15 protein-coding genes are annotated in these 14,764 nt (G+C 51.1%); 6 read left to right on the forward strand and 9 right to left on the reverse strand.

The genetic code is table 11. The annotated features are described in order from the left end of the window. The 3 genes from FDX03_RS22450 to nanR all read right to left on the reverse strand — a co-directional run. Positions 1–1,470: MFS transporter (locus tag FDX03_RS22450; RefSeq protein WP_137346612.1), on the reverse strand; the 1,470-nt coding region annotated here is incomplete at its 3' end. Between the two features lie 110 nt (positions 1,471–1,580). Next, on the reverse strand, positions 1,581–2,474 hold the full coding sequence (gene nanA / locus FDX03_RS22455; protein WP_137346602.1) for an N-acetylneuraminate lyase: 894 nt from the start codon (positions 2,472–2,474) through the stop codon (positions 1,581–1,583). 134 nt (positions 2,475–2,608) lie between these two features. Further along, positions 2,609–3,400: a transcriptional regulator NanR gene (gene nanR, locus FDX03_RS22460; protein ID WP_048213441.1), complete on the reverse strand. Its 792-nt coding sequence runs from the start codon at positions 3,398–3,400 to the stop codon at positions 2,609–2,611. 360 nt (positions 3,401–3,760) lie between these two features. On the opposite strand from nanR, the gene dcuC reads away from it, so the two are divergent. Further along, positions 3,761–5,128: an anaerobic C4-dicarboxylate transporter DcuC gene (gene dcuC / locus FDX03_RS22465; protein WP_137346603.1), complete on the forward strand. Its 1,368-nt coding sequence runs from the start codon at positions 3,761–3,763 to the stop codon at positions 5,126–5,128. 44 nt (positions 5,129–5,172) lie between these two features. Here the strand turns inward: dcuC and sspB are convergent, their stop codons facing one another. The 5 genes from sspB to zapE form a co-directional block, all read right to left on the reverse strand. Further along, positions 5,173–5,670 carry a ClpXP protease specificity-enhancing factor gene (sspB, locus tag FDX03_RS22470; RefSeq protein WP_048213443.1) on the reverse strand — a complete coding sequence of 166 codons (498 nt, stop codon included), beginning with the start codon at positions 5,668–5,670 and terminating at the stop codon, positions 5,173–5,175. Between the two features lie 5 nt (positions 5,671–5,675). After that, positions 5,676–6,314 carry a stringent starvation protein SspA gene (gene sspA / locus FDX03_RS22475; RefSeq protein WP_048213444.1) on the reverse strand — a complete coding sequence of 213 codons (639 nt, stop codon included), beginning with the start codon at positions 6,312–6,314 and terminating at the stop codon, positions 5,676–5,678. A 317-nt stretch (positions 6,315–6,631) separates the two neighbouring features. Beyond that, on the reverse strand, positions 6,632–7,024 hold the full coding sequence (gene rpsI / locus FDX03_RS22480) for a 30S ribosomal protein S9 (RefSeq protein WP_003025138.1): 393 nt from the start codon (positions 7,022–7,024) through the stop codon (positions 6,632–6,634). 15 nt (positions 7,025–7,039) lie between these two features. Beyond that, positions 7,040–7,468, reverse strand: a complete 429-nt coding sequence (rplM, locus tag FDX03_RS22485; protein ID WP_003025141.1) for a 50S ribosomal protein L13 — start codon at positions 7,466–7,468, stop codon at positions 7,040–7,042. A gap of 218 nt (positions 7,469–7,686) precedes the next feature. After that, on the reverse strand, positions 7,687–8,814 hold the full coding sequence (gene zapE / locus FDX03_RS22490) for a cell division protein ZapE (RefSeq protein ID WP_137346604.1): 1,128 nt from the start codon (positions 8,812–8,814) through the stop codon (positions 7,687–7,689). Positions 8,815–9,006: 192 nt separating this feature from the next. Here zapE and zapG point away from each other — a divergent pair, with 192 nt between their 5' ends. The 3 genes from zapG to degS all read left to right on the forward strand — a co-directional run bounded on the left by zapG (position 9,007) and on the right by degS (position 12,098). Next, entirely contained in the window at positions 9,007–9,405 is a 399-nt protein-coding gene (zapG, locus tag FDX03_RS22495; RefSeq protein WP_048213446.1) for a Z-ring associated protein ZapG, read from the forward strand. Positions 9,406–9,573: 168 nt separating this feature from the next. Further along, positions 9,574–10,941 carry a serine endoprotease DegQ gene (gene degQ / locus FDX03_RS22500; protein WP_048213447.1) on the forward strand — a complete coding sequence of 456 codons (1,368 nt, stop codon included), beginning with the start codon at positions 9,574–9,576 and terminating at the stop codon, positions 10,939–10,941. A gap of 89 nt (positions 10,942–11,030) precedes the next feature. Continuing rightward, the gene (degS, locus tag FDX03_RS22505) at positions 11,031–12,098 is read left to right on the forward strand and encodes an outer membrane-stress sensor serine endopeptidase DegS (RefSeq protein ID WP_005121354.1); all 1,068 of its coding nucleotides are present in this window, start codon (positions 11,031–11,033) and stop codon (positions 12,096–12,098) included. Positions 12,099–12,240: 142 nt separating this feature from the next. Here degS and mdh read toward each other — a convergent pair whose 3' ends face one another. Further along, complete coding sequence (mdh, locus tag FDX03_RS22510; protein WP_040234161.1) at positions 12,241–13,176, reverse strand: malate dehydrogenase; 936 nt, start codon at positions 13,174–13,176, stop codon at positions 12,241–12,243. A gap of 436 nt (positions 13,177–13,612) precedes the next feature. Between mdh and argR the strand changes: the two genes are divergently transcribed. Then, entirely contained in the window at positions 13,613–14,083 is a 471-nt protein-coding gene (argR, locus tag FDX03_RS22520; protein ID WP_003025162.1) for a transcriptional regulator ArgR, read from the forward strand. Positions 14,084–14,460: 377 nt separating this feature from the next. After that, complete coding sequence (gene yhcN / locus FDX03_RS22525) at positions 14,461–14,727, forward strand: peroxide/acid stress response protein YhcN (protein WP_005121357.1); 267 nt, start codon at positions 14,461–14,463, stop codon at positions 14,725–14,727. Positions 14,728–14,764 lie beyond the last annotated feature (37 nt).

The following is a 14,764-nucleotide window of genomic DNA, read 5'->3' on the forward strand; positions in this document are numbered from 1 at the left end:
GGTGCTTTTATCGCCGCCAAACGGCACGGCTCCACTAAACGGTTTACCATCAATGGCATCATGTGTACGTAGTGCTTCAGGCCGCAGCCAACGCTGTACACGAGATGGCATATCAAGGCCAATCAACAGGATCACCACAAATGTCAGGCCGAAAGAGAGCGATCCCAGCGCTGTGCCCAGATCCAGACGTTGTGCAATCAGCGCCCCGATGATCGGTGCCAGTGCCCCACCAAGTGCCCCTACGTTGTAGGTGAACCCCAGGCCCGCGGCACGTTGGTCGGTATCGAAATAACCACCAATAAGTTTTGGTAAGATCCCGGAGATCCCCTGCCCAAGCATTTGCTGGAAAAACAGTAGCAAACCCAGAACCCAGACGTTGGCCCCGCCAATCGCAAACACAGGGATAATCAGCAACTGCGAGGCCAGCAGACTGCACACATAAGCCTTGCGGGTACCCAGCCAGTCGCCAAGGAAACCACCGACGCAGCAGCCAACCGCCGCACCAAAGCCACTAAAGAACAGGACCCTGGCAACCGTTGAAGGGTCATACATCAGTTCAGTTTTCAAATACGTTGGCAGCAGCGCCTGAATCGGCCACGAGTAGAGAAATGCGAACAGCACGACAACCATCAGCATCACACCCGTCGGCCAACGTTTACCGCTGCTTTGCACCATAAAGCTAATGAAAATAAACGCACATATCAGGCCGAGGACCGCCACGATAGCCGCATTTTGCAGGTCGCCAGCAAAGCAGAACCACAGCGCGGTTGCAGCGGCGATCGTCATCAGAATATTAATTACCCGATGCTCGCCCCGGTAGAGAATATCCACCATCGTGCGTACCGGCGCTTTACCTGCGTGTTTTTCTTTCCAGTCCTCTGCCTCCGGAATATTTTTACGTAGCCAGAGGGCAAAGATAATCGGCAGAATGCCGATGAAGAACAGCGCACGCCATCCCCAGACCGGAACCACCAGGCTGTAGACCTGCGCAGCGATCACCGCGCCAACGGAGAAGCCGGAAATCAGGAAGCCGCTGGCTTTATTTCGCAGGTGTTTAGGCCAGCTTTCAATAACATAAGTCGCGCTGGAACCGTACTCACCTGCCATTCCCATACCGATTACCAGGCGGGCGATAAACATGGTGGTGTAGCCTGGCGCGAAGCCACAGGCCAGCGTCCCCACTGAGAACAGAATGATGCTGGTGACCATCGCCAGGCGACGTCCGTAACGGTCACCCATCGCCCCCAGCATTAACCCGCCAAACCAGCGGGAGATAAAGGCGGCGGAGATCAAACTGGCCGCCTGCACCGTCGTCAGTCCGAATTCGCCTTGTACTTCCGTCAGTACAAGGGCGATTAATACAAAATCAAAACCATCAAGCAAATATCCCAGCCAGGCGGCGGAAAATGCCCGCCATTGTGCCCGATTGAGATGGCGATACCACGGGATGCTCTGGGTAGAAGTACTCATTTTACTCTCCCGACGATCTTTGTTGTTGAGCCGGATGGCGGCTTCGCCTTTTCCGGCCTACGGTCGAAAAATCCAGGCCGGGCAAGCAAAGCGCCCCCGGCTACCCGCGGTTACGCTTTTTCCGCCAGCAGTTGGTTCGCCAGGGCTTTCAGTTCTGACAAATATTGTTCATCTACGGGAGCGAACGGTTTACGGCACAACGGTACAGAAACCACATCCATATAGTGCAGTACCGTTTTCAGACCGCGGAATACGCCAACCTTGATGAGCAGATCGATAACCTCATTGCACTCGGTTTGCAGCTTTTGTGCAGCCCGGATATCGCCTTCTTTGAGCGCTTTCACAATTCCCTGATAACGCCATCCCATGATGTTGTAAGTACTGCCAATCCCACCATCCGCACCGGCCAGCAACCCAGAAGCGAAGATCTCGTCATAGCCGTTGTAAAGCACCAGATCGGGGTGAGCGCGGCGGATCTGTTCCATCTGATAGAGATCGCCTGAGGTTTGCTTCAGCGCACCAACGCCCGGCAACGTCACCAGCGTGTTGATCTGATCCAGCGTCAGTTTTACGCCGCTCAGTGCCGGGATGTTATAGACCACCATCGGTAAGCCATCGGCGGAATCAATAATTGCGCGGTAGTGATCGCAGTGCTCTTCAAAGCTGAACGGATAGTAAAACGGCGTAACGGCCGAAACCGCATCAAATCCGTAGCGATGCGCAGCGCTCGCCAGCTGCTGGCTCTCTTCAGTGCTCACCGTGCCAACGTGGGCAATTAAGGTCACTTTACCTTTCGCTTCTTCAGCAACAATTTCCAGCACCTGCTCTCTTTCAGCGCGGTTTTGGACAAAGGCCTCACCCGTTGAGCCACCGACATAGAGCCCATCAACGCCCTGTCCAATGTTGAAACGCACCAGACGGCGCAAGCTCTCGGTGTCCAGTTTCTGCTGGTTATCGAATGGAGTTAATAACGCTGGCATTACGCCTTTTAAATTTCTTGCCATAACGACCTCTGAAGATGATTAGTGTTGTCTGACTGCATACCTTTATACCTGTTATACCAGATCAAATAAGCAGCAATACAATACAGAACGCTTATAGTGCGATCTGCTTCACTAAAAGATCGTCAGGATCGCGATTACTTACGCAATTTTTTACTTTTGCTGAAGGCGTGCCAGGTTGCGGAAACGCTATTGAGATGTTCTTGCAGTGCGCGGTCTGCTTCTTCAGGATCGCGCTGGCGAATCGCGTCGACAATAGCGATATGCTGCTGATAACTCACGTTATTGTGCTCATACAATTCTTGATCGGCGACGGCCGGACGGGCAGCTATTAACCAGTCTAACAGCGCAACATGGATCGCCATAAAGATGGGGTTGCCCGGGATCTCTGCCAGCACACGGTGGAAGTCAACATCTGAACGGATGAAGAGCGCATTGTCTTCCAGCGACTGACTGTTGATCTCCAGCGCTTTCGCCAGCCTGTCGATTTGCTCGTCAGTGGCATGCTCTGCGGCATAACGCACCAGGCTGGACTCAAAGAACAATCGCAGCTGCTCAAAATGGGAAATACCACCAGGATGTGAGAGGAAATCTTTCGCCATGCCGGACAGTTCGCTGATAATCGTATCGGCCGAAGGACGTGAAACGCGGGCGCGTTCACCGTTGTTAATTTGCACCAGACCTTTACGCTTTAACGCCGCCAGCGCTTCTCGTACAGAAGGACGGCCAACATTGAAAAAAGCCATCAGTTCTCGCTCTGACGGCAACTGTTCCCCTTCGCCAAATTCCCGACGGCGAATCATCTGTTCAAGTTCTTCCTCAACCATTTCAGACAGTTTTTTACGCGCCAGCGGGCGGCTGCGTAAGCTACGGCCAATGGTGGATGGAGAGTCTTCAGCTTGCGAATCAAATGCGTTCATAGGGTCCATTCAGCTAAGTCGTGGTGACAAATAACAGCGAGTTCATCGTAACACAGGATCGAAAGCAGGGTGAAATGGTGGTCTGTGGGGGATATGCTCATACCGATGATATATAAAATTCATATATTTAAATATGAATGATTGAGCGGACAGTTTTTTATTACCATGGGATAAAACTAACTTTATGAAATCTGCGAATATCATCTTTAAAATAAATCATAAGCCACTATTTTAAAACGAAAAATAACCAAACCTCGATTATAAAAACACGATATCCACTCCAAAACACATGCCAGAAAAAATATAACATCCGCATTTAAAACAGCGTTATTACCGGATTTATCTTCTTCTCTGGCATGGAGTGAAAAAATGTTCGGCATTATTATCTCTGTCATCGTTTTATTAACGATGGGTTACCTGATCCTCAAAAACTACAAACCACAGGTAGTACTGGCAGCAGCCGGGATCTTCCTGATGATCTGCGGCGTCTGGTTGGGGTACGGCGCACTGGTCGCCAGCGACAAAAGCAGCGGTTATCTGCTGGTCGATATTTATAATGAAATTCTTCGTATGCTTTCAAACCGGGCGGCCGGACTGGGGTTATCCATCATGGCGGTGGGCGGTTATGCGCGCTATATGGACAGAATGGGAGCCAGCCGGGCAATGGTCAGCCTGTTGAGCCGCCCACTTAAGCACATCCACTCACCCTATATTGTGCTTGCCGCGACGTATGTAATTGGTCAAATCATGGCACAGTTCATCACCAGTGCTTCCGGATTGGGCATGCTGCTGATGGTTACGCTCTTCCCAACGCTGGTCAGCTTGGGCGTGAGCCGTTTATCCGCGGTAGCGGTCATTGCCACTTCGATGTCGATTGAATGGGGCATTCTGGAAACTAACTCAATTTTCGCCGCACAGGTTGCGGGGATGAAAATAGCCACTTATTTCTTCCACTACCAACTTCCTGTTGCATCCTGCGTCATCATCGCCGTCGCCATCGCACACTTTTTCGTTCAACGCCGGTTTGATCAAAAAACACAACCAGACAGCACAGGCTTCAATGAACAAAAGACGCTGGAAAATGTGCCGCCACTCTATTACGCCATTTTACCGGTGATGCCGCTGCTCCTGATGTTGGGCTCGCTGTTGCTGGCGCATATGGGATTAATGCAGGCAGAGTTGAATCTGGTGGTGGTGATGCTAATGAGTTTGTCGCTGACCATGTTTGTGGAGTTTCTTCATAAACATAATCTGCGTGAGACTATGGATGATGTGCAGGCGTTTTTTGACGGCATGGGAACACAGTTTGCCAACGTCGTCACACTGGTGGTGGCCGGTGAGATCTTTGCCAAGGGTTTAACCACTATCGGCACCGTCGATGCGGTGATTAAAGGTGCGGAACACTCCGGGCTTGGCGGTATCGGTGTGATGATCATTATGGCCGTGGTTATCGCCGCCTGCGCAATTGTGATGGGATCCGGGAATGCACCGTTTATGTCATTCGCCAGTCTGATCCCGGATATTGCTGCGGGGCTGCATATTCCTGCGGTTGTGATGATTATGCCGATGCACTTCGCCACCACGCTGGCACGTGCGGTTTCACCGATTACCGCTGTGATTGTCGTGACATCCGGTATTGCTGGCGTGTCGCCTTTTGAGGTAGTAAAACGGACAGCCATCCCAATGGCGATAGGATTTGTGGTCAATATGATTGCCACTATCGCGCTGTTTTATTGATATCTGACGCAGAATGCAAAACAGGCCCGCAAGGGCCTGTTTGATTATTTCACTACGCGTAGCGCCGGACGCCCACCGCGAGGAGGCGGCGGTGTGTCGTCAGGATCGTCATCGTGATTATCCGGTTTATCGCCATCAATCACCGACATCACCGTTTCGTTTTCGCTCTCAGGCGCGACATCGTCATCATTGAGGCTGTCGACATCTTCGTCATAGGCCGCTTCAGGTTCAAACATCGTTCCTGCGCCATTTTCACGGGCATAGATCGCGAGTACCGCCGCCAGTGGTACGGAAACGTTGCGCGGCACGCCGCCAAAGCGCGCGTTAAAGCGCACTTCGTCGTTTGCCAGTTCCAGATTGCCCACGGCACGCGGCGCAATATTCAAAACAATTTGCCCGTCACGTGCATATTCCATCGGAACCTGCACGTCCTGGAGCGTCACATCCACCACCAGGTGCGGCGTGAGCTGGTTGTCTAGCAACCACTCATAGAATGCGCGCAGCAGATACGGACGGCGTGGCGTTAACTGTGGCAAATCCATACAGGTTAACCCCGGCCCAGACGCATTTCACGTTCAGGCTCAGTCAGAGAAGCCAGGAAAGAGTCACGTTCAAAGACGCGGGTCATATACCCTTTCAGTTCTTTCGAACCTGCACCGTTGAATTCAATACCCAGCTGCGGTAAACGCCACAGCAGCGGCGCCAGGTAGCAATCGACCAGGCTGAACTCATCGCTCAGGAAATACGGTTTTTGACCAAAGACTGGGGCAATTGCCAGCAGCTCTTCACGCAGACGTTTACGTGCAACATCGGCTTCAGATGCGGAACCGTTCACGATGACGTTCATCAGCGTGTACCAGTCTTTTTCAATACGCTGCATGTACAGGCGGCTCTCACCACGCGCAACCGGGTAAACCGGCATCAGCGGAGGATGCGGGAAACGCTCATCCAGGTATTCCATAATGATGCGAGATTCCCACAGGGTCAGCTCACGATCCACCAGTGTCGGGACGCTCTGATTCGGGTTGAGGTCGATCAGATCCTGCGGTGGATTGTCCTTTTCCACGTGCTCAATCTCGAAACTAACACCTTTTTCAGCCAGCACGATGCGGACCTGATGGCTATAGATGTCAGTAGGACCAGAAAACAGCGTCATTACCGAACGTTTGTTGGCAGCGACAGCCATGAAAACCTCCAGGTATATTCAGAATTTTTACTGCTACCAGCCACTATGTGACCAGCCAGAAGTGATGTCACCCAGATTCGGGAAAGCCATTACTGTTCAAAATACAAACAAAAAATGAGCGATACCGGACATTTGGGCAGAAAATTGGATGATAGTTTACCAGATTTTGTGACCTTTGTGGTGAGTCGATTCTGGAAATGGGGAAAAAGAGGTGGCAATCAGCGAATTACCGTGGTTCTACGCGGAGAAAATAACCATAAAAAAACCCGCCGAAGCGGGTTTTTTCGCAAATTGTCGTCTGCCGGAGCAGAGTACAATTAACGTTTGGAGAACTGAGGACGACGACGTGCTTTACGCAGACCGACTTTCTTACGTTCAACCTGACGAGCATCACGGGTAACGAAGCCAGCTTTACGCAGTTCGCCACGCAGGGACTCGTCGTACTCCATCAGAGCGCGGGTGATACCGTGACGGATCGCACCAGCCTGACCAGAGATACCACCACCTTTAACAGTGATGTACAGATCCAGTTTCTCAACCATGTCGACCAGTTCCAGCGGCTGACGAACTACCATGCGGGCAGTTTCACGACCGAAGTACTGTTCCAGAGAACGTTGGTTGATTACGATTTTACCGCTACCCGGTTTGATGAAAACGCGAGCTGCGGAACTTTTGCGGCGACCAGTGCCGTAGTATTGATTTTCAGCCATTGCCTATAATCCCGATTAGATGTCAAGAACTTGCGGTTGCTGTGCCGCGTGGTTGTGCTCGTTGCCAGCGTAAACTTTCAGTTTACGGAACATAGCACGACCCAGCGGGCCTTTTGGCAGCATGCCTTTAACCGCGATTTCAAGCACACGCTCAGGACGGCGAGCAATCATCTCTTCAAAGGTCGCTTGTTTGATACCACCGATGTGGCCGGTGTGGTGATAGTACACTTTGTCAGTACGCTTGTTGCCGGTTACAGCAACTTTGTCAGCGTTCAGAACGATGATGTAATCACCGGTATCTACGTGCGGAGTGTATTCCGCTTTGTGCTTACCGCGCAGGCGCAGAGCCAGTTCGGAAGCCAGACGGCCCAGAGTTTTACCGGTCGCGTCAACAACATACCAGTCGCGTTTTACGGTTTCTGGTTTAGCTGTAAAAGTTTTCATTAAAAGCTTACCCAAATAAATAAGTTACACGTTGGTGAACACCCAAACGTTTTGTCAGTTGAGGTTCACACGACATTGTCCAGCAAACCTACCCCTTCGAATAGCCTATGCCGGCGCATAGAAAGTTTTGGGAAAAAAACTCTCTCGTAACGTGGGGTCGCAAGATTATAGAGAAGTCAGGGTCAAAGATCGACCCCTTTATGTGATTTGCGGCAGGTTTAACCAGCTAAATGTTCCCGCTTCAGATACTCCTCGCTTTGCATCTCCTGCAAACGCGACAAACAACGCTGGAATTCAAACTTCAGGCGCTCGCCCTGGTAGATTTCATATAAAGGCGCTGCGGCGCTGACCACCAACTTAACGTGGCGTTCGTAGAACTCATCCACCAGCGCGATAAAGCGTCGTGCCTCACTCTCCATCAGCGTCGTCATGACCGGTACATCAGACAGCAGCACCGTGTGGAACAGGCGCGACAAGGCGATGTAATCGTGCTGACTGCGGGCATCGACGCAGAGCGTGGTGAACGATACCGCCAGCGTCTGGTTCTCAACGGCCAGCGTCTGCATCGGGCGGTGGTTAATCTCCAGCGTCGGCGCGTGATCACCTTTCGCGCCCGCCAAGACCACCCAGAGCTTATCCATCTGCCGCTGCGTTTCATCATTAAGCGGGGACAGCCATAAGTGTGCCTGAGTTAACGTACGTAACCGGTAGTCAACGCCGGCGTCCACGTTCATGATGTCGCAATACTGTTTAATGGCTTCGATAGCGGGAAGGAAGCGCGTACGTTGCAAACCGTTACGATACAGTTCATCTGGCGGAATATTGGAGGTCGCGACCAGCGTAATGCCACGGGCAAACAGCGCCTTCATCAGACCGCCGAGCAGCATGGCATCGGTGATGTCAGAAACAAAAAACTCGTCAAAGCACAGCACGTCCGTTTCGGCCTTAAAACGGTCGGCAATGATTTCCAGCGGATCGCTCTGCCCCTGCAGGGCGGTAAGCTCTTCATGGACGCGCAGCATAAAACGGTGAAAGTGCAAACGCTGTTTACGTCCGCCCGGCAGGCTATGGTAGAACAGATCCATCAGCCAGGTTTTTCCACGCCCTACGCCCCCCCACATATACAGACCACGCACCGGCGTGTTTTCCTTCGGCTCACGCTTACCCAGCAATTTACCAAAGCGGGCCATCAGTCCACTCTCCTGCGCCGCTGGAGGTGTAATCGTCGTGAGCTCCTGGTAAATCGTTTCCAGTCGATTCACCGCTTCTTGTTGTACGTTGTCGGGTTGATGGCTGCCGTCGTTAAGGGCCTGCAGGTATCGCGATGTCGGGGAAAGGCTTTGCATGATGTTATTGTTATTCCTTGAGAATCGATGTGCCGTCGCTCACGGTTGACGAAAAAAAGGCCGTTCTACATTACGTGATATAAACACGGGATTCCACTTCTACGGGATTAGCGGTTATAGTGGCATAATCAGGCGCAGGCATGGAGCCTAAAGCCAACACCCTACGGAAACAAAAGACAACGGGAGATGTTCATGACCTGGGAATATGCGCTAATTGGGTTAGTCGTCGGTATCATCATTGGTGCTGTAGCCATGCGTTTTGGTAATCGTAAATTACGCCAACAGCAGGCATTACAGTACGAACTGGAAAAGAACAAAGCTGAACTGGAAGAGTACCGCGAAGAGCTGGTGAGCCACTTTGCCCGCAGCGCTGAATTGCTGGATAACATGGCGGACGATTATCGTCAGATCTACCAGCATATGGCGAAAAGTTCCAGCAACCTGCTGCCGGGTATGTCAGCGGAAAACAACCCGTTCCGCAATCGTCTGGCTGAGTCTGAAGCGGGTAACGATCAGGCGCCGGTTCAGATGCCGCGTGACTATTCCGAAGGGGCTTCCGGCCTGCTGCGTAGTGGCGCAAAGCGCGACTAACTGCACATCGTTAAGAAATTTATGGGGCGCAGCAATTGCGCCCTCCGCTTCTCTTCCCGTCCCAGCTATTATTTAGTCGTTAGCCTCATTGTGACCAAACCGAAAATTCAATAACATCAAACTGTTTTGAATCATCTTCCGTTTACTCAAGGTACGAGAGCAGGATCCATGAAAAAACAAACCCAGCTGTTGAGTGCATTAGCGTTAAGTGTCGGGTTAACTCTCTCGGCGCCATTCCAGGCCGTTGCGTCGATTCCCGGCCAGGTCCCCGGACAGGCAGCGCTTCCCAGCCTCGCCCCTATGCTGGAAAAAGTGTTACCAGCCGTGGTTAGCGTGAGAGTCGAAGGTACCGCCACTCAGGGGCAGAAAGTCCCGGAAGAGTTCAAAAAGTTCTTTGGTGATGAACTGCCCGACCAACCTTCCCAACCTTTTGAAGGGTTAGGTTCCGGGGTCATTATTGACGCTGCCAAAGGCTATGTTCTGACCAACAACCACGTTATTAATCAGGCACAGAAAATTAGCGTTCAGCTGAACGATGGCCGCGAGTTCGACGCTAAGCTTATCGGCAGCGACGATCAGAGCGACATCGCTCTGCTGCAAATTCAACATCCCAGCAACCTGACGCAAATTGCCATTGCCGACTCCGACAAACTCCGCGTGGGTGATTTCGCGGTAGCCGTGGGTAACCCGTTTGGTTTGGGGCAAACTGCCACCTCCGGCATCGTATCGGCTTTGGGTCGTAGCGGGTTGAACCTGGAAGGTCTGGAAAACTTTATTCAGACCGATGCGTCTATTAACCGCGGTAACTCCGGCGGTGCATTGCTTAACCTGAATGGTGAGCTGATTGGTATCAATACCGCCATTCTGGCGCCTGGCGGCGGCAGCATTGGGATCGGCTTTGCTATCCCCAGTAACATGGCGCGTACGCTGGCGCAGCAGTTAATGCAGTTTGGCGAAATCAAACGCGGCCTGCTGGGTATTAAAGGTACTGAAATGACCGCTGACATCGCTAAAGCATTCAAACTGGATGTACAACGTGGCGCGTTTGTCAGCGAAGTTCTGCCTAACTCAGGTTCCGCAAAAGCGGGCGTGAAATCCGGTGATGTTATTACCAGTCTTAACGGCAAACCGCTCAGTAGTTTCGCCGAACTGCGTTCACGTATTGCGACAACCGAACCGGGGACCAAAGTCAAACTGGGCCTGCTGCGTAACGGTAAACCATTGGAAGTTGAAGTGACGCTGGATACCAGTACATCATCTTCCGCCAGTGCGGAAATGATTGCACCGGCGTTGCAAGGGGCCACGCTCAGCGACGGGCAGCTAAAAGACGGTGCCAAAGGTATTCGAATTGATAACGTTGAAAAAAGTAGCCCAGCCGCACAGGCCGGCCTGCATAAAGATGACGTCATCATCGCCGTTAACCGCGATCGGGTGAACTCGATTGCCGAAATGCGTAAAGTGCTGGAAACGAAACCGTCAATCATTGCTCTGCAGGTCGTTCGTGGAAACGAGAGTATTTACCTGCTTTTGCGTTAACCTGGACAACCGGACATCAGCCCCCCGTGTGATGTCCGGTAAACTCGTGATATGCTGCTGCCGTTCCCTTTTTTAATGACGCCGCCATCATGTTTGTGAAGCTTTTACGTTCGGTCGCGATTGGTTTAATCGTCGGCGCCATTCTGCTGGCCGCGATGCCCTCTCTGCGCAAAATTAATACGCTTACCGCACCACAGTTCGACAGCACAGATGAAACACCTGCCAGCTATAACCCGGCAGTTCGCCGTGCTGCGCCTGCCGTGGTCAACGTGTACAACCGCAGTATGAACAGCACGACGCATAACCAGCTTGAGATCCGCACGCTCGGTTCAGGCGTGATCATGGATCAGCGCGGCTATATCATTACCAACAAGCACGTCATTAATGATGCCGACCAAATCATCGTCGCATTGCAGGATGGGCGTGTCTTTGAAGCGCTGCTTGTTGGCTCCGATACCTTAACCGACCTTGCGGTGCTGAAAATCAACGCAGCAGGCGGGTTGCCGACGATCCCGATTAATAACAAACGTGTACCGCATATTGGTGATGTCGTGCTTGCCATTGGTAACCCGTACAACCTTGGGCAAACCATCACTCAGGGGATCATCAGCGCCACGGGGCGTATTGGCCTGAACCCAACGGGCCGGCAAAACTTCCTGCAAACGGATGCCTCCATTAACCATGGTAACTCTGGCGGTGCGCTGGTTAACTCTCTGGGTGAGTTGATGGGGATTAACACACTGTCGTTTGATAAAAGCAATGATGGTGAAACGCCGGAAGGGATTGGCTTTGCCATTCCGTTTCAGTTGGCGACGAAAATCATGGATAAGCTGATCCGCGACGGGCGCGTTATTCGTGGCTACATCGGCATCAGCGGGCGTGAAATTGCACCGCTGCATGCACAAGGTAGCGGCATGGATCAAATTCAGGGGATTGTCGTGAACGAAGTGGCACCGGATGGCCCGGCGGCCCAGGCCGGAATTCAGGTCAACGACCTCATCATTTCGGTAAATAATAAACCGGCAGTATCAGCGCTGGAGACCATGGATCAGGTCGCTGAGATTCGCCCCGGTTCGGTTATCTCCGTGGTCGTGATGCGCGATGACAAGCAGTTGACGCTGCAGGTCACGATTCAGGAATATCCGGCGACGAACTAACGCGGATATAAAAAAACCGGAAATCATCCGGTTTTTTTTACATTTCGATGGGCTTGTAGGCCGGATAAGGTGTTTACACCGCATCCGGCATCTGTATGCCTGATGGCGACGCAAAACGTCTTATCAGGCCTACCGAAAAGAGTTATTTAACGAACTCTTCGCCCAGCGTGATATCTTTCTTCAGCGTATCCAGCATGCCTTCCAGCGAGCTTTGTTCGAACGCGCTCAGTTTACCGATGGACTGACGTTCTTCTACGCCATTTTTGCCCAGCAGCAGCGGCTGAGAGAAGAAGCGAGCATACTGGCCATCGCCTTCAACATAAGCACATTCCACCACACCTTTTTCGCCGCTCAGCGCGCGAACCAGTGACAGACCGAAACGTGCTGCAGCCTGACCCATAGACAGGGTTGCAGACCCGCCACCGGCTTTTGCTTCCACAACTTCAGTACCCGCGTTCTGGATACGTTTGGTCAGGTCGGCCGCTTCTTGTTCAGTGAAGCTTACACCAGGGATTTGTGACAGCAGCGGCAGAATGGTCACACCAGAGTGTCCACCGATAACCGGGACTTCAACGTCGCCAGGCTGCTTGCCTTTCAGTTCCGCCACAAAGGTGTTGGAGCGGATGATGTCCAGCGTAGTTACGCCAAACAGTTTGTTCTTATCGTATACGCCTGCTTTTTTCAGCACTTCAGCAGCAATAGCAACGGTCGTGTTCACTGGGTTAGTGATGATACCGATACACGCTTTCGGGCAAGTTGTAGCAACCTGCTGCACCAGATTCTTCACGATGCCAGCATTCACGTTAAACAGGTCAGAACGGTCCATACCTGGTTTACGTGCAACACCCGCAGAAATCAGCACCACGTCAGCACCTTCCAGTGCAGGGGTCGCATCTTCACCGCTGAAGCCTTTGATTTTCACAGCAGTAGGGATATGGCTCAAATCAACGGCCACACCAGGCGTTACTGGAGCGATGTCGTACAGGGAGAGTTCTGAACCTGAAGGCAGTTGGGTTTTTAACAGTAATGCTAGCGCCTGACCGATACCACCAGCAGCGCCGAGGACTGCAACTTTCATCCTAAACTCCTTATTATATTGATAAGCAAAATGTCTATTGCTCCGCGGCGGCGACCTTAATTCACAAATCCAACGAATTCAATAACCACGCGTCAAGAATGCGTAGTCACGCAAATTTGGCTTTTATGCATTTAACTTACGTAAAATAAAACCTAAGTTACGTAATTCAAAACCACTCGCACAGTAGAGCAACTTTCCAACAGGTGCTGACAATATACCCTACAGCCATCTCAAAACAACATCAATTTGATAACATTTAATTTACTTTTAATCTTATTTGCGAGCCGTGACACAGGCATGTTTCTTGATAACGAAATTTGATAAAATTCCGCTCTTTCATAACATTATTTCAGCCTTGAACGAGGCAGACCGTTTGCATAAAAATTCATCTGTATGCACAATAATGTTGTTTCTACCGCCATATTACGGGTGACTTATGCGAAGCTCGGCAAAACAAGAAGAATTAGTAAAGGCGTTTAAAGCGCTGCTTAAAGAAGAAAAATTCAGCTCTCAGGGCGAAATCGTCCTCGCGTTGCAGGATCAGGGCTTTGATAATATCAACCAGTCCAAGGTTTCACGCATGCTGACCAAGTTTGGTGCCGTGCGTACCCGCAATGCGAAAATGGAAATGGTGTACTGTCTGCCTGCAGAGCTGGGAGTCCCGACAACGTCAAGCCCGTTGAAAAATCTGGTGCTGGATATCGACTACAACGATGCCGTTGTCGTTATTCATACCAGCCCAGGCGCTGCGCAGCTAATTGCCCGCCTGCTGGATTCACTGGGTAAAGCAGAAGGTATTCTTGGAACGATTGCTGGTGACGATACCATCTTCACCACACCGGCCAAAGGTTTTACGGTCAAAGACCTGTACGAAGCCATTCTGGAACTGTTTGAACAAGAACTGTAATCCCCTTCCCCGTCACGCCCTGTGGCGGGGAAAAATCTCTCTTTTCTGCTCCCCTTCTCAACTTTCCACTACCGAACATTTAACAAATAGTGCGTTTCACCGCCAAAATACATTCACGCAGTGAATGATCCCAATCAAAAACGCACAATTTGCAAAATATCATATACTCATGAATTTATTGATTTTATTTTTAAAAATAAGTTCTAACCTGTATTTTTAATTCCATATAGTTATAAAAAATAATTTTTTTAACACTTGATTACCTCAGAAACAATTAGCGTGGTATTAATTTATCGCGTGATTAGTGTATACTTGATTTTGTGATGAGGGTCACGAAACAAAGACCCCTAGTAAAAGAATTCGACGAGGTAAATATCATGAAAATCAAAACCACTGTTGCAACTTTAAGCCTTCTCTCAGTTCTCTCTTTCGGTGCAAGCGCCGCTGTTAATCAGGTGAACTCGCAAGAAGCACAGAATCTGCAATCCATGGGTACCATCTCTGTATCTCAGATCGGTAGCTCACCAATGGATATGCGTCAGGCAATCGCCGCTAAAGCAGAAAAAGCGGGCGCCAGCAGCTATCGTGTCACTGAACTCCGTGAAGGTGCTCACTGGCATGCAACCGCAGAATTGTACAAATAAACCCTCGTCGTCTAGTCCGACGACTTGCCCCCGCCTG

It is taken from the genome of Citrobacter sp. wls827, assembly GCF_005280875.1.
Taxonomy (GTDB): Bacteria; Pseudomonadota; Gammaproteobacteria; order Enterobacterales; family Enterobacteriaceae; genus Citrobacter; species Citrobacter youngae.